13 protein-coding genes are annotated in these 14757 nt (G+C 68.2%); 5 read left to right on the forward strand and 8 right to left on the reverse strand.

All coding sequences use genetic code 11. The features are described from left to right. Positions 1-28 precede the first annotated feature (28 nt). Positions 29-439, forward strand: a complete 411-nt coding sequence (locus IAE24_RS16115; RefSeq protein WP_199961645.1) for a cupin domain-containing protein — start codon at positions 29-31, stop codon at positions 437-439. A gap of 35 nt (positions 440-474) precedes the next feature. Continuing rightward, positions 475-1746 (forward strand): RhtX/FptX family siderophore transporter, encoded by a 1272-nt coding sequence (locus IAE24_RS16120; RefSeq protein ID WP_071955622.1) that lies wholly within the window; start codon positions 475-477, stop codon positions 1744-1746. On the opposite strand, the gene fauA is transcribed toward IAE24_RS16120, so the two are convergent. From fauA to lptF, 8 genes are all read right to left on the reverse strand, one after another. Continuing rightward, the gene (gene fauA / locus IAE24_RS16125) at positions 1743-3962 is read right to left on the reverse strand and encodes a TonB-dependent alcaligin siderophore receptor FauA (RefSeq protein ID WP_233626318.1); all 2220 of its coding nucleotides are present in this window, start codon (positions 3960-3962) and stop codon (positions 1743-1745) included. The two genes, IAE24_RS16120 and fauA, sit on opposite strands and share 4 nt — an antisense overlap. Positions 3963-4039: 77 nt before the next feature. Next, on the reverse strand, positions 4040-5002 hold the full coding sequence (locus IAE24_RS16130) for a helix-turn-helix transcriptional regulator (protein WP_199961647.1): 963 nt from the start codon (positions 5000-5002) through the stop codon (positions 4040-4042). Positions 5003-5128: 126 nt separating this feature from the next. Continuing rightward, positions 5129-6823 (reverse strand): tannase/feruloyl esterase family alpha/beta hydrolase, encoded by a 1695-nt coding sequence (locus IAE24_RS16135; RefSeq protein ID WP_199961648.1) that lies wholly within the window; start codon positions 6821-6823, stop codon positions 5129-5131. 109 nt (positions 6824-6932) lie between these two features. After that, the gene (locus IAE24_RS16140; protein ID WP_199961649.1) at positions 6933-8099 is read right to left on the reverse strand and encodes a pyridoxal phosphate-dependent aminotransferase; all 1167 of its coding nucleotides are present in this window, start codon (positions 8097-8099) and stop codon (positions 6933-6935) included. A 58-nt stretch (positions 8100-8157) separates the two neighbouring features. Then, entirely contained in the window at positions 8158-9099 is a 942-nt protein-coding gene (locus tag IAE24_RS16145) for a CysB family HTH-type transcriptional regulator (RefSeq protein ID WP_034398475.1), read from the reverse strand. A gap of 64 nt (positions 9100-9163) precedes the next feature. Beyond that, positions 9164-9577, reverse strand: coding sequence for a sirohydrochlorin chelatase (locus tag IAE24_RS16150; RefSeq protein ID WP_199961650.1), 414 nt, complete (start codon positions 9575-9577; stop codon positions 9164-9166). 10 nt (positions 9578-9587) lie between these two features. Next, the gene (gene lptG / locus IAE24_RS16155; RefSeq protein ID WP_034393081.1) at positions 9588-10697 is read right to left on the reverse strand and encodes an LPS export ABC transporter permease LptG; all 1110 of its coding nucleotides are present in this window, start codon (positions 10695-10697) and stop codon (positions 9588-9590) included. Continuing rightward, entirely contained in the window at positions 10697-11824 is a 1128-nt protein-coding gene (gene lptF, locus IAE24_RS16160) for an LPS export ABC transporter permease LptF (RefSeq protein WP_199961651.1), read from the reverse strand. The genes lptG and lptF overlap by 1 nt, the downstream gene beginning before the upstream one ends. Before the next feature lie 23 nt (positions 11825-11847). Between lptF and IAE24_RS16165 the strand changes: the two genes are divergently transcribed. Genes IAE24_RS16165 through IAE24_RS16175 form a run of 3 tightly spaced genes read left to right on the forward strand, consistent with a single transcriptional unit; the run spans position 11848 to position 14739 of the window. Beyond that, a complete protein-coding gene (locus tag IAE24_RS16165) occupies positions 11848-13425 on the forward strand; it encodes a leucyl aminopeptidase (RefSeq protein ID WP_199961652.1) in 1578 nt (525 codons plus the stop codon). Between the two features lie 45 nt (positions 13426-13470). Further along, positions 13471-13902: a DNA polymerase III subunit chi gene (locus IAE24_RS16170; RefSeq protein ID WP_012205376.1), complete on the forward strand. Its 432-nt coding sequence runs from the start codon at positions 13471-13473 to the stop codon at positions 13900-13902. 3 nt (positions 13903-13905) lie between these two features. Beyond that, positions 13906-14739, forward strand: a complete 834-nt coding sequence (locus tag IAE24_RS16175; protein ID WP_199961653.1) for a hypothetical protein — start codon at positions 13906-13908, stop codon at positions 14737-14739. Positions 14740-14757 lie beyond the last annotated feature (18 nt).

The raw sequence follows: 14757 nt of genomic DNA on the forward strand, positions 1-14757 counted from the left end.
ACCCGCTTCACCATCGATGGAACACACCATGGACAAGAACGCCCATTCCCTCATCGCCCGGCCGCTGGCGCAGGCCAGCCACCTCATCGGCCTGTGCGCCCCTTCGCAGGTGCGCGTGCTGGACCCGCACGAAAAGCTGGACCCGGTCAGCGACTGGATCATTGGCATCAAGCCTTTCAGCGACGGTGCCTCGCTGCATGACGGGCACTGGGAGCGCCATCCCGTCGGCGACGAAGTGCTGTGCCTGCTGGACGGCGAAGTGCGTGTGCTGCTGCGCCCGCAGCGGCGCGGGGAGGAGGCTCCGGTTCTGGAACTCTCGGCAGGCCAGATGCTGGTGGTGCCGCGCGGCTGCTGGCACCGGCTGGAAGCGGTGCAGCCGGGCCGCCTGATGTTCATCACGCCCGCGCGTGGCAGCGAGCACGAGAAGGTGCAGCCATGAGCCCGCCCCTGCACGATGCGGACAGCGCCCCTGCGATGTCGCAGCCGGACCTGCACACCTGGCTGATGGTGGCCGGCCTGTACCTGACCCAGGGCATGCCCCTGGGCCTGGCTATGGACGCCGTGCCCACACTGCTGCGCAGCGAGGGCGCCCAGCTCGGGGCGTTGGCCTTCCTGCCCCTGGTGGGCTTGCCCTGGGTGCTGAAATTCCTGTGGGCCACACGCGTGGACAACCGGTGGTCGGCCCGCCTGGGGCGCCGTCGCAGCTGGATCCTGCCCATGCAGGCCCTGGTGCTGCTGTGCCTGGCGGCATCGGCTGCGCTGGGCATCACGCTGCAGACGGCGCCGGCCATCGTGGCGCTGGCGGCCCTGGGTTCCCTGGCCAGTGCCACGCAGGACATTGCCACGGACGGGCTGGTGGCCGAGCATTTCAGGGGCCGTGGTCTGGCTGGCGCCAATGCGCTGCAGGTGGGCGGCACCATGGTGGGCTTCTTTGTGGGCGGGGCCGGCAGCATGGTGCTGGCGGGCTTGCTGGGACAGCGTCTGGCGCTGGCGGCCCTGTGCCTGCCCGTGGCCTTCAGCCTGCTGCTGGTGGCGCTGTGGCGTGAGCCGGCTGCGCTGCAGGGCCTGCGCAGCCGGCCGGGCGTTCGCCGGTCGCCAGCCCGTCTCAAGGCCTTTGTGCAGCGCTCCGGCGCCTGGCCGCTGGTGGCGGCAGCCGTGCTGTCGTCCATCACGGCCGTCAGCGGCTTTGGCCTAGCCAAGCTGTTTCTCGTGGATGCAGGCTGGCCGGTCGAGGCCGTGGGGCGCGTGGGCATGGCGGGCGGTGCGGTGACCGTGCTGCTGGGCTGTGGCGGGGGCGCCTGGCTGGTGGCACGGCTGGGCGCCAGGCCGGCGCTGGCCTGCGGGCTGGCGGCCTGCGCCGCCTCGGCGCTGGGCTGGATGGCCCTGGCCGCAGGCCTGCTGCCGCTGGACATGGGCACTGCCTTTGCGGCCCAGGCGCTGGGGGCGTTTGGAACGGGTGCATCTTCGGTGGCCGTGATGACGCTGGCCATGCGCTTTGCCGGTGCCGGCCCGCAGGCCGGCACCGACATGACGGCCGTGCAAAGCGCCCGCGACACGGGGGAGATTCTGGCCTCCACCCTGGTGACATCGCTGGCGGCGGCCGTGGGCTACGGCGGTGGCTTTGCTGCTGGATTGCTGGCTGCGGCGGTGACGCTGGCCGTCTGCTGGCGCATGCTGGGGCGCCAGGGTGGAGCGCAAAGCATCGTTGCCGATGCCAGCGCCGATCCGGTGGCGAAGTCCTCCTAGAAATCCGCCTTCAGGCTCACCGTCAGATTGCGTGGCTCGCCCCACCAGCCCTGGTTGTAGAAGCCGATCTGGCTGTAGTACTGGCGGTCCAGCACGTTGTTGAGCTGCACGCTGGCCGACCAGGTGGGGTCGATGCGGTAGTGGGCCGAGAGGTTGACCACCAGGTAGCTGCCCTGGCCGACCTGCACGCTCTGGCGCAGCGGGTTGGTCACGTTCTGCCAGATGCGGCTTTGCCAGCGCAGGTTGCCGCCCAGGCTCAGGCCTTGCAGCGCACCCTCGAAGCTGCGCATGGCCGTGAGCTTGACCAGGCTGCGCGGGTGCGTGGTGTTGAACGCGGCGCCGCTGGCGCTGCGTGCCGTGTAGTGCGTGTAGCTGGCGCCCATGCGCCAGCCCCGGGCCGGCTCGCCGCTGAGTTCCAGATCGATACCGCGCACCTGCGCGCCCTTGACTCCCCGGTAGGCCTTCTGGTCCGTGGTGCCGTCGATGAATTCGCCCGTGTCCTGCGCCAGGTTGTCCTGGCGGGTCTGGAACAGCGCGGCGGAACCCTGCAGCCGGTCCTGCAGCCAGGAGCCCTTGAGGCCCAGCTCGAAGGCCTGGCCGGTGACGGGGTCCAGGATGCTGCCTTGCTTGTCGCGGTAGTTCTGGGGCGTGAAGATTTCCGTGTAGCTCAGGTAGGCCGTGTGCCGGGCATCGATGTCCCACAGCAGGCCGGCGTAGGGCGTGATTTCGTTGCTGTAGCGGTAGTCGCGCAGGCTGCCGAAGTAGTTCTGGCGCGTGGACCAGCGGCTCAGGCGGGCGCCGGCCACGGCCGTCCAGCCATCGGCCAGCGAGAAACGCCCCACGGCATAGCCGCCGCTTTGGCGCATGCGGCTGTCGTCGCCGCCGTTGGAGACGTCGGACCAGCCCGGCTCGGCCAGGCTGCCGTTGCGCCAGTCGAGGAAGTTGTCCGTGGCAGGCGGTGTGCCCAGCGGTGCGTAGCGGCGGATGTCGATGTCGTCGCGCACATGGTTCCAGCCCACGGCAATCTCGTGCTGGCGCCCGAACAGCGCGACCGGGCCGCTGGCCGTGAGGTGCAGGCTGTCGCGCGAGCGGTCGCCCCGGTATTTGATGAAGGAGTTGGCCATGCCCAGGCCGGTGCTGGCGTCCGGCGCGCCGCCCCGGTAGACGTAGCGCATGTCGTAGTTGCCGTCGTTGCGGCTGTAGGCGGCGCGCAGCAGCCAGCGGTTGTCCAGCCGGTGCGTCAGGTCCAGCGTGGCCGTGGTGTTCTCCGTGCCGAAATGCGACCAGCGCGTGTTGTTGGGCACCGAGCGGTCGAAGGCCGTGCGGCTGCCGTCCGCATAGAACAGCGGAAAGCCGGCGCCCATGCCGGGGCTGGAGTTCTTCTGGTATTCGAGGCTGGTCACGAGCCGCGTGGCGGGCGTCAGGGCCGCGCTGACCACGGCGTACAGGCCCTGCCTGCGCTGGCCGAAGTGGCTGACGTAGCTATCGCTGTCCGATTGCACGGCCACGACACGGCCATGCACGCGGCCTTCGCGGTCCAGCGGCAGGGACAGATCGGCCTCGGCGCGGCGAAGGTTCCAGCGGCCCAGCGTCAGCGAGGCATGGCCGCCCGCCGTCTCGCGCGGCTGCTTGCGCACGAAGTTCACCGTGGCCGACGGATCGCCCGAGCCATTGAGCAGGCCCGTGGCGCCGCGCACGATTTCCACGCGGTCGTAGAAGGCCGTATCCATGTCGGTGGCGCCGAAGTTCCACAGGCTGTTGATGGGCGAGGCCAGCCCGTCGAACTGGAAGTTGCTGATGCCAAAGCCGCGCGAGGAAAACTGGTAGCGGTTGCTGTCGCTGCGGCTCACCGACAGGCCGGGCGCGGAGGCCTCCAGCGTCTGCGAGACCGTGAGCTGGCCTGCATCGTCCATGAGCTGGCGCGTGATCACGCTGACAGACTGCGGTGTCTCGCGCGCCGACAGTTGCAGGCCCGTGGCCGTGCCTGTGGCGCCGCTGGTGTAGCGCGCCGTGCCTTCGGTGATGCCCGCATCGGCGGTGGCGCGCACGGTGACGGTGCCCAGTTCGGTGTCGCCTTTCCTGACAGGGGGCCTGTCCTCGTCGGCGGCCCAGACTGCTGGCGCAGGGGCGGCACACAGGGCGCAGATCAGCAGGGATAGCGGGGTCCGCGCGCTTTGGGGGTGTCGCGGGGTGGGGTTTTGAATGCGAATGCTCATCATTTCCATGGTCCTGGGCGTGAGCCCGGATTGTGGGAAATGTGCGCCGCCGCCGCCTGTTCCCGGCGACGCCAGTCCTATGGTTTGCGACGCAGGCTGCCTTGGCTGGGTGCGTGGCCGAAGCGCTGGCGAAAGGCCGTGGCGAAATTGCTGGCATGCTGAAAGCCCACGCAGTCGGCCGCTTCCTGCACGCTCCAGCCCTGTGCCAGCCGCTCGCGCGCCAATTGCATGCGGCGCTCGCGCAGCCAGCCGAACACGGTCTGGCCGTAGGTGGCCTGGAATTTCTCGCGCAGCGTGGTCGGGCTCATGCAGGCCAGGCGTGCCAGGTCATCCAGGCTGTGCGCCTGGCCCGGCGCCGCATCCATGCACTCGCGCACGCGCTCCAGGCCGCGCCTGTCCCGGGGATGGATGCGCGGCGAGGGCGCAGGCCGCGGCTGCGCATGTGCCTGCAGCGCGCAGGCCAGCACCTGCAGCGCAATGCCTTCGCGGTGCAGCCGGGCCAGGCTGCCGCTCCAGACGCCATCGAGCAGCTGGCGCAGCGACACCGCCAGATGCTCGGGCAGCGACCAGGCATGCAGCGGCGGGCCGGACTGCCGCAGGGAATGGTGCAGCAGCTCGGCCAGTTCGGCATCGGCGCAGGCCTCGGGCGCCTCGATGGACAGGTTGAAGCCGCGCACCGTCTGGCCTGCCCCATGGGTGGCCTTGAGCACCTCGGTGTCGCCGCAGGAGAATGCCGCTGCGGCATGGCGCGTCACGCTCAGGGCCTTGCGGGCGGCGGGCAGCTGCAGCTCGGCCTGGCCGTCCAGCAGGACCACGGCGGTAAAGCGCCGCGGATGCTCGGACGTGGATTCATAGCCATGGTTGATGCGGATGTCGGAGCTGACCAGTTGCAGGCCCGAAGGCAGTTGGTGCTCCTGCACCTGGCCTTCAAAGATGCAATCGTTTTCGGAGACGGTGGAGAGAAAGCGCACGCTGAAACCGTGGCGCTGGCGCATGGCGTCGAGCTGCGCCGTGGTGTAGCGCTGGGAAGGGGCGGGCATGGGCGGAGGCGGAAAGGCGGTGGCGGGAAGCGCTCGCTGCGGTGAACGCTTCTCATTATCGCTGCAGGCTTGCTCCGGCCCTGCGGCGGCCCCGGCCTGTGGCGCCCAGCCCGCAGATGCGCAGGCTCAGGGCAGGGCGCAGACAAAGCTGGCCGCATCCTCCACATTGCCCGTGCCGGCGGCTGCGCCCTCGAACCTGTACCTGGCAATCTTCGGATACGGGCACAGCGGGCGCGTGCGCTGCGGAAAGTCCGCGCTGGACGGCAGGGCCCTGGCGGCGATGGTGTCCGGGGCGATGCCTTTCTCCACCCAGTCGACCATGGCCTGTATGGAGTCGAAGCTGTCCGTGGCCGGGCCGCCCGAGCAATGGTTCATGCCCGGCACGAGGAAGGTGCGCGCAAAGTCCTGCGTGGCCTGCATGCCGCCGTTGTTGGCGGCCAGGCGCTCGTAGTAGTCCAGCGTGTCCAGCGCCGAGAAGATGGGGTCGGACATGCCGTGGATGAAGAGCATCTTGCCGCCGTGCTGCCGGAAGGCCGTGAGCCGGTCATCCCGGTAGGTGTCATAGATGGCCGAGTAGGCCTGCATGCGCGCCGGGTCGGTGTCGAAATTGAAGGCCAGCGGGTTGAAGCCCAGGTCCGGCGGAGTGAGGAATTCGTTGACCAGCGCATCCACGATCAGCGTGATGTAGCGCGAATCCGGCGTGGCGGTTGTGGAGCTGCCCAGTGTCCAGGTGCGCCAGCCCGGCGCTGCCAGGCCCGGATCCCACGGCTGGCCCGCATACAGGGCCTGGCCTGCCGAGTTGCGCGGCCCGGCAAACACGTTCCTGAGCGCGTTCACCTGTCCGCTGCTCAGGCAGCTGCCGGTCTTGGCGCCGCTGCACTGCAGCACGCCGGGGTCGAAATGGCAGGCCTTGACGTGGTTCACCATGCCATCGGCCACGCCGTCGGCCGCATCGCAGGAGGTGGTCACTGCCTTGGCCACCAGGTTCAGGTCCTCGTTGCTGAAGGCCCGGGAGAGGATGCGCCGACCGCTGCTGTCGGCCGGCGCGATGGCGTCGAACTCGATGGTGTTCCACATCGCGGCCACCGTGGCGCCGCTCGATACCCGCATGGCAGGGGCGCCGGCCGTGATGGCGTCGAAGTAGTCGGGAAAGCGCTGCGAGAACACCATGCCCTGGCGTCCTCCGCCCGAGCAGCCTGAAAAATAGGAGTGCTCAGGCTTGCGCCCGTAGCGCGTGGAGATCAGTGATTTGGCCGCCACGGCGGTCTTGTCGTAGGCGTTGTAGGCGTGGTCCAGCCGGGCCTGAGGGTCGGCACCGAAGCTGGCCGTCGTGCCAGTGTGGCCCGCGTCGGTGGAGACCACCGCAAAGCCCTGGCCCAACGGCGAAGGCGTTGCGCCAGAGATGCTGGAGCTCAGCGAGGTGTCGCGCAGGATGCCGTCGTTGCCACCGCCGCCGATGAAGAGAAACCGGCCGTTCCATTGGTCCGGCAGGCTGAGCTGGAACCCGATGGCGTAGTTCTTGCCATCCACGCCCACGCGCGGGTTGATGGCGCCGGTGACTACGCAGTGCCCGGGCAGCAGCGCGCCGGTGCTGGCGCCGCCCGGCCTGCGGGTGTCGGGCGGCACATAGCTGGTGGACAGCCGGGTGGCCGCAAGGCCTGCCCTGTCAGGCAGGTCGGCGCAGGCGGCCGCCGGCGTTGCGGCATCGGCCAAAGTGGGGCTGCTGCCACCGCCGCAGCCCGCCATGAGAAGGGATGCGGCAAAGGCGGCCGTGGATGGAAAAACGCGCCGCAAGGCGCGTGGGGCGTGGTCGGTTCGCATGGCTTGTGTCTCCTGTCGCCCGAGCGTAAGACCAGGGACGGAGGGGCCATGTCATCTCAGAGGATGACGGGACAACCCGGCGTGGGCGCGCGCTGCCCCGCGCCCGGCTTCAGAGTTTGCGCAGCCGCTCCAATGCCGCGCGCAGCGTGCTGTCTTGCTTGGCAAAGCAAAAGCGCACCACGCGCTGATCGAAGCCGTCGCCATAGAAGGCCGACAGCGGGATGGCCGCCACGCCGTGCTCCCGGACCAGCCACTGGCAGAACGCGGCTTCGTCCAGGTCCGAGACGGCCGAGATGTCGGCGCAGACGAAGTAGGTGCCCGCCGTGGGCAGCAGGCGCAGGCGCGAGCCTTCCAGGCCCTGGCAGAACAGGTCGCGCTTGGCCTGGTAGAAGGCGGGCAGCTGCAGGTAGGGCGCAGGGTCGGTCATGTAGCTGGCCAGGCCCGCCTGCATGGGCGTGTTGACGGTGAAGACGTTGAACTGGTGGACCTTGCGGAACTCGGCCGTAAGCGCGGCCGGCGCGGCGACGGTGCCCACCTTCCAGCCCGTGACATGGTAGGTCTTGCCGAAGCTGGAGACGATGAAGGCGCGCGCCGCCAGGCCGGCAAAGCGCGCGGCGCTCTGGTGCTGGCGGCCGTCGTAGACCATGTGCTCGTAGACCTCGTCGCTGATCAGCAGCACGTCGGTGGGCGCCAGCAGCTCCTGCAACTGCAGCATCTCGGCATCGCTCCAGATGGTGGCGCTGGGGTTGTGCGGGCTGTTGATGATCAAAAGCCGTGTGCGCGGCGTGATGGCGGCGGCAATTTTGGCGAAGTCGGGCTTGAAGCTGCCCGGCGTCAGCGGCACGCGCACGGGCACGCCGCCGGCCAGCTCGATATTGGGCACATAGCTGTCGTAGCAGGGGTCGAGCACGATGACCTCATCGCCCGCATGCACGGTGGCCAGGATCGCGGTGAGGATGGCCTGCGTGGCGCCGGCCGTGACCGTGATCTCGGTGCCCGCGTCGTAGCGGCGACCGTACAGCGCCTGCATCTTGTCGGCCATGGCCTGGCGCAGCTGCGGCAGGCCGGGCATGGGCGGGTACTGGTTGTGGCCGGCCTGCATGGCGGCCGTGACGGCATCGACCAGCCTGGGGTCGCAACCGAAGTCGGGGAAGCCCTGGCCCAGGTTCACCGCCTGGTGTTCGGCGGCCAGCGCCGACATGGTGGTGAAGATGGTCGTGCCCACATGGGGCAGGCGGCTGGGGAAGGCGGGCGTGCGGGGCGTGGCAGAGGTCATGGCGGAGGCAGCGGAAAACGGGAACGGGCCCGCACTGCGGGCCCGGTGGGGCGGAGGATCAGAGTTCGTAGTCGTGCACGTGGCCGCTCATGGCGCGCATGATCAGGTCGCGCGTCAGGCGGTCGCTGAGCAGTTCGGCGAAGCGGTAGACGAAGTTGCGCAGATAGGCGCCGCGCTTGATGGCCACGCGCGCCACGCTCTGGCCGAACAGATGGCCCATGGGGCGCACCACGAGGTCGTTGACCGGATCGTCGCGCATGGCCATCTCGGCCACGATGCCGATGCCCAGGCCCAGGCGCACGTAGGTCTTGATCACGTCGGAGTCAATGGCCTCCAGCACGATGCGCGGACGCAGCCGGCGCGTGGCGAAGGCCTGGTCGATCTTGCCGCGCCCGGTGAACGAGGGGTGGTAGGTGATCAGCGACTCATGGGCGATGTCGTCCAGCGTGATGCGCTCTTTCTGCGCCAGCGGATGACCCGTGGGCATGACCAGCACATGCTGCCATTCGTAGCAGGGCAGGGTGACGAGATCGGGGTAGTCGGCCAGGGACTCGGTGGCCATGCCGATGTCGGCGATTTCGTCGATGACCATGCGCGCCACCTCGGCCGGCGTGGCCTGGTGCAGGCTGATGGTGACCTTGGGATACAGGTCGCGCAGCCGTGCCACGGCGGGCGGCAGCACGTAGCGGGCCTGGGTGTGGGTGGTGGCAATCGACAGCGTGCCGCTGTCCTGGGCGCTGTACTGCTCGCCGATGCGCTTGAGGTTGCCGATCTCGCGCATGATGAGTTCAATGCTCTTGAGCACCTCCAGGCCGGGTTCGGTGATGCGCTTGAGGCGCTTGCCGTGGCGCGCGAAGATGTCGATGCCCAGCTCCTCCTCCAGCTCGATGATGGCCTTGGAGACGCCGGGCTGCGAGGTGTGCAGGGCCTTGGCCGCCTCGGTGAGGTTGAGGTTGCGGCGCGCCGCTTCTTGGACGAATCGGAATTGGTGCAGGTTCATGGCGGTGACAGCTGGGTGCAGCGCGCCATTATGCTGCATTTATATAAAGAAGCGATTCGTTATTTCAGCTTCCTGACCTGCCGGAAGGCTCCACGGCCGCCAACGCCAGCTCTGCCAGCAGGGCCGTGACACGTGGATGCTCGCCCACGGCCGGCTCCAGTTCCACGGCCACCTGTGGGTGGGTGTCGCGGATCTCCTGCACCAGCTTCGGGATGTCCTCACGCGCATGCTTGCCCGTGCCCAGGAACAGGGGCAGCACGGTGATGCGCGTGGCGCCCGCCTCGACCAGCCCGCGCGCGGCGGTGGGCAGGTCGGGCGCACAGGCTTCCAGGTAGGCGCATGCAGCCAGGCCGAGGGGCTGCGTTTGCCGGACGGCGCCGAGCACGGCCTCGATGGGCTGGCGCCACAGGGCGTCGCGGGAGCCGTGGGCCAGCAGGATCAGGCCGGCAGTGCCGGCCGCTGTTGTGTCGTTTTGCATGGCAACGGATCTAGCGGCGCAGCACCAGCCAGGTGAAGGCGGTCAATGAAAGAAGGCTGTAGAGCAGGCCCGGCGCCGCAGCGGTCAGCCAGGGCGACCAGGTCTGCAGCGTGCCGATGTAGCCGAACACGTTGTTCAGCAGGAAGAAGCTGATGCCGGCCATCACACCGCCGAACACATAGGCGGCGATGCCGCCCGAGCGGAAATGCAGATAGGCAAAGGGCAGGGCCAGCACCACCATCACCAGGCAACTCATGGGGTAGAAGACCTTGCGCCAGAACTCGATCTCGTACTTCTGCGCGGCCTGGCCGTTGGCCTCCAGGTGGCGCACGTACTGGAACAGCGAAATGGTGGACATGCGGTCGGGCTTGAGCAGCGCGGCCGAGACCATTTCGGCGCTGATGCCGGTCTTCCAGACCAGGCTGTCCTCTTTCTCGCGCAGCAGCACCATGCCTCCGTCGGCCTTGGCTTTCAGGCGGCTGGCCTCAACGCCCTGGAGCGTCCAGGATTCGCCATCCTCGCTGACCTGCGCCGCCTGCGCATGGATCTGGGCCGAGATGCGGCCCTGGCCGTCAAAGTCGAAGATGCGCACATTGGAGAAATCGCCGGGCCCGCGGATGGCGCGCACGTTGATGGCGATGGAATGATCGCCCTGGCGTTCCTTGAGCCAGGCACCCGTGGCGCCGCGCGACAGCTGGGCCAGGTGGATGGCGCGGATGTTCTGGCCCGCGTTCTCGGCCGCCGGCGCCAGGTAGTCGCCCGTGCCGAAGGTGGCCAGCACAAAACCCAGGCCCAGCACCATCAGCGTGCGCAGCGCCAGCCAGGGGCCCATGCCGCTGGTGCGCATGATGGTGAATTCCGAGCTTTGGGCAAAGCGCGCCATCACGTAGATGGTGCCGATCAGCACGGTGATGGGCATCAGCTCATACAAGTGGCTGGGGATGCGCAGCACCACGAAGAGCAGGGCGTGCGTGATCTGGTAGCCGTTGTCGCCGCCGCGCCCGACCCAGCGCAGCTCATCGACCAGATCGAAGAAGAAGAACAGCGCCAGGAAGGCCAGCGTCACATAGCTGACGGCCGCGATGATGTCGCGGTACAGCAGGTTTCTCAGAACTCTCATCAGGGCACCGCCTTTGCGTCGTCCAGGGCAGCCGGCTTGCAGGGCCTGCGCCACAGGTCGCGCGGCGACCAGCGCTTGTGCCGGACCAGCAGCACCAGCAGTGCCAGCAGCAATGTTCCACCGTGCAGCAGGGCCGTCATGGCGTGCATGCTCAGCTTGCCCGAGGCCACCCAGTTCTCGCCCAGTGTCATCAGGTTGTAGTACACGATGAAGGCGAACAGCGCGAGCATGAGGCTGCCGCTGCCACCAGCGCGCGGGTTCACGCTGGCCACGGCAAGGCCCAGGATCACGAAGTTCAGCGCCGCCAGCGGCAGGCCTATGCGCCAGCCCAGCTCGGCGCGGTAGATGGGTTCGGTGCGCGGCAGCAGCTCATGCGTGTACGTGCTGCGAGCGGCCATTTCCTCGGCAGCGGCCAGATTGTTGCCGCCGCCGAGCTGCGTGCCGTATTCCTTGAACTCGCTGATCTTCACCGAGCCGTCGCTGGTCTGCGTTTCCATGCGCTGACCGTCGGTCAGCACGGCCATGCGTTCGCCCTTGATCACTTCCAGCCGCGCCCCGCGCGCCGAGGTCACGGACTCGCGCCCGCGCTCATTGGCCACGATGAACACATTGTTGGCAGCGGTGGCGCTGGGCACGTCCTTGTCGATGAAGAACACGCGCGATCCGCCGGCAGACTCCTGGAACTCGCCGGGAGCGATGCGGTCGATGTCGCTGCGCTGCTCGAACTGGGTCTTGATCTGCTCGATCTGCTGATTGGCCCAGGGCAGGATGCCCAGGCCCAGCACGGCGATCACGGCCAGCACCGGCCAGGCAAAGCGCAGCAGCGGGCGCAGCAGGCTGGCCAGCCCCTGGCCTGCGGCGAACCAGATCACCATCTCGCTGTCGCGGTACATGCGCGACAGCGAGCCGACCACGGCCACGAAAAGCCCCAGGCCCAAAATCGTGGGCAACTGGCCAAGCACCGTATAGCCCATGACCAGCAGAACGTCGGAAGGGCTGACATTGCCCTTGTAAGCCTGGCCCAGCGTGCGGATCAGCATCATGGTCATGACGACCGTGATCAGCACCACGACCGTGGCACCGAAGCTGCGGGCCAGCTCTTTGCGTATGGATGAATCGAATAACATTGGCTGAAAGGAAAACGCCGATTATGAACTTTGAACTGAAGCCGTTGACGACTGCCGCAGCAGTACGTGAAAAGTGTGACCTGTTGTTGGTGCTGGTGACCGAATCCACGGTCACGGGCAGCGACGCGCTGTCCACCCTGGTCGCACACGCGGTCAAGGCCGGAGATTTCGAAACGGCAGCCGGCAAACAGCTGGCACTGTACGGCCTGCCAGCCGTCGCTGCACGCCGCGTCGTGCTGCTGGGCGCGGGCAACGGCTCGGCACGGGAAGTGCGCCAGGCCGTGGCCGGCGCAGGTGCCGCGCTCAAGGCCACCGGTGTTGGCAAGGCCTTGCTGTGCTTTGGCTTCGATGCGGCAGGTCCTGCCGTTGCTGCCGCCGTTCTGGCGGCGGCCGATGCCTGCTACAGCTATACCCACACTAAGCCGCAGGCCAAGCCCGTGGCGCTCAAGAAGCTGGTGATTGCCACAGCCGTCAAGGCGGGCGACAAGAATGGCGTTGCCGACGCTTTCAAGACCGCCGTGGCCCAGGCCGAAGGCATGACCCTGGCACGCGAATGGGCCAATCGCCCCGCCAACCACGCCACGCCCACCTTGCTGGCTGACGCGGCCCGCGCCCTGGCCAAGCTGCCCGGCATCAGCTGCAAAATCCACGGCCCCTCCGAAGTCGCCAAGCTCGGCATGGGCGCCTTCATGGCCGTGGCCCAGGGATCGGAGCAGCCGCTGCGCTTCATCGAACTGCACTACAACGGCGGCGCCAAGGGCGCCGCGCCCGTGGTGCTGGTCGGCAAGGGCATCACTTTCGATACCGGCGGCATCTCGCTCAAGCCTGCCGCTGAAATGGACGAGATGAAGTTCGACATGGGCGGCGCCGCCAGCGTGCTGGGCGTGTTCCATGCGCTGGCCCGGCTGCAGCCGGCCGTCAATGTCGTAGGCCTCATTCCGGCGTCCGAGAACATGCCCGGCGGCGCTGCCGTCAAGCCGGGCGACGTGGTCACCAGCATGAGCGGTCAGACCATAGAAATCCTCAACACCGATGCCGAAGGCCGTCTCGTGCTCTGCGATGCGCTGACCTACGCCGCCCGCTTCAAGCCCCGCGCCATGGTGGACATCGCCACGCTGACCGGCGCCTGCGTCATCGCCCTGGGCGGGCTGCGCAGCGGCATGTTCTCGCCCAGCGACGAACTGGCCCGCGCGCTGGAGCAGGCCGGCGATGCGGCACTGGACCCCTGCTGGCGCATGCCGCTGGACGAGGAGTACGGCGAAGGCCTCAAGAGCAATTTCGCCGACATGGGCAATGTGGCTGGCCGCGCGGGTGGCGCGGTCACGGCAGCCAAGTTCCTGCAGCGCTTTGTGGGCGACATTCCCTGGGCGCACCTGGACATCGCCGGCACGGCCTGGAAGAGCGGCGCCGCCAAGGGCGGTACAGGCCGCCCCGTGGGCCTGCTGCTGCACTATCTGCTGGCCGGCATCGATGCTGGCAAGGCGCAGGCCAAGGCTGCTGCACCCCATAAAGCTGCTGCACCCAAGAAGCCGGTGCCACCCAAGGCAGGATCTGCCAGCCGCCGCAAGGCTGCAGTTGCCGCTCAGCCGGAGCAGGCATGAGCGCATCGTCCCCGTCAGCCCGGGCCTGTTTGAAGGGAGCATCGCTTGACTGAAGTGGCCTTCCATTTCAACGCGCCCGACAAGCTGGCCTATGTCTGCCGCCTGGCGCGCAAGGCGCTCAGGCACCGCACGCAACTGGTGGTGCTGGGGTCGCCGCCGCTGCTCAAGGCCTTGTCGCCCAGGCTGTGGAGTGTCTCGCCCACTGACTTTCTGGCCCATGCCGGCGAAGGCGATGGGGCAGACATCATGGCCTTCTCGCCCATCGTTTTGCTGGAGCGGCTGGACGGCGCGCCGCACCACGACATGCTGGTCAACCTGGGCGGCGAAGTGCCCGAAGGGTTCGAGCGCTTTGCGCGTGTCGTCGAAGTGGTTTCCGCCACCGACGAGGAAGACCGCCACCTGGCCCGGCAGCGCTGGAAGCACTATGCGGCCCAGGGTATTTCAATCAAGCGCCATGACCTGGTTCTCAAGGAGTAAGCCATGAGCGCTCCTCCCTCCAAAACCCCACCGCGCTTTGTTCCCACGCTCACCGATGTCGTTGCGGTGGATGCGGTGCAGGCACCGGTTCAGGCGGTCGAACCCCCGGCACCCCTGGCACACCCCGTGTCCGAACTTCCGCTGACGGACGAAGCGACGCCCTGGGCCAGCGAAGGCATGCTGGCGCCTCGGCGTGGCGTGGTCACCCTGCCTGCGTCCCTGCCGCCACTGCCGCAGGACCTGGAGCCCCAGCGGCCCATGGTCACCGAGCAGGCTGCACCCGAGGAAATTCCGACACCTGCAATGCAGCCCGTGCTCTCGGACTATCAGCCGCCCAGCGCACCGTCCGTGGAAATGCAATTGGCCCAGGAAGGCCGTCTGGCCGAAATGGCTGATGTGGCTGATGTGGCTGATGCTGCAGGTGCGGCAGATGTGGCTTCAGCGGGCGACGTGGCACCGGCCGGGGAAGTGGTCCCTGCCGACCTGGTGGTCCCGGTGGTGCAGGCTGTCGTGGCAGAGGCGGCTGCCGGGCCGACGCCGGCTTCCCCTGCCATGACGGCAGCCCCCACCATGGAGTCCATCTGGGACAGCCATGCGCAGCAGGTCACCGAGGAATATCTGGTCCATCGCCTCATGCAGCGTGTGGACCTGGTACTGGACCAGCGCCTGCGCGACGCCATTGCCACCGTGGTTCAGCAGCAGACAAGGTCCATCGTCGTGCGTCTGCGCGAGGAGGTGGAATCCGTCGTGCGCCAGGCCGTCTATGAGGCGGTGGCCGATGAACTGGCCTTTCGTGCCACGGCCGCACGTGGCGACTCCGGCCAGGGCGGCCGTTGAGTGCTGGGCAAGGGCGGG

Source organism: Delftia sp. S65 (assembly GCF_016516495.1).
In the GTDB taxonomy this organism is placed as follows: domain Bacteria; phylum Pseudomonadota; class Gammaproteobacteria; order Burkholderiales; family Burkholderiaceae_C; genus Comamonas; species Comamonas acidovorans.

Bases quoted from the DNA above. Each gene is read 5' to 3' on its own strand.
- IAE24_RS16115 (WP_199961645.1), top strand. From the start codon at position 29: ATGGACAAGAACGCCCATTCCCTCATCGCCCGGCCGCTGGCGCAGGCC.
- IAE24_RS16120 (WP_071955622.1), top strand. From the start codon at position 475: ATGTCGCAGCCGGACCTGCACACCTGGCTGATGGTGGCCGGCCTGTAC.
- fauA (WP_233626318.1), bottom strand. From the start codon at position 3,962: ATGAGCATTCGCATTCAAAACCCCACCCCGCGACACCCCCAAAGCGCG.
- IAE24_RS16130 (WP_199961647.1), bottom strand. From the start codon at position 5,002: ATGCCCGCCCCTTCCCAGCGCTACACCACGGCGCAGCTCGACGCCATG.
- IAE24_RS16135 (WP_199961648.1), bottom strand. From the start codon at position 6,823: ATGCGAACCGACCACGCCCCACGCGCCTTGCGGCGCGTTTTTCCATCC.
- IAE24_RS16140 (WP_199961649.1), bottom strand. From the start codon at position 8,099: ATGACCTCTGCCACGCCCCGCACGCCCGCCTTCCCCAGCCGCCTGCCC.
- IAE24_RS16145 (WP_034398475.1), bottom strand. From the start codon at position 9,099: ATGAACCTGCACCAATTCCGATTCGTCCAAGAAGCGGCGCGCCGCAAC.
- IAE24_RS16150 (WP_199961650.1), bottom strand. From the start codon at position 9,577: ATGCAAAACGACACAACAGCGGCCGGCACTGCCGGCCTGATCCTGCTG.
- lptG (WP_034393081.1), bottom strand. From the start codon at position 10,697: ATGAGAGTTCTGAGAAACCTGCTGTACCGCGACATCATCGCGGCCGTC.
- lptF (WP_199961651.1), bottom strand. From the start codon at position 11,824: ATGTTATTCGATTCATCCATACGCAAAGAGCTGGCCCGCAGCTTCGGT.
- IAE24_RS16165 (WP_199961652.1), top strand. From the start codon at position 11,848: ATGAACTTTGAACTGAAGCCGTTGACGACTGCCGCAGCAGTACGTGAA.
- IAE24_RS16175 (WP_199961653.1), top strand. From the start codon at position 13,906: ATGAGCGCTCCTCCCTCCAAAACCCCACCGCGCTTTGTTCCCACGCTC.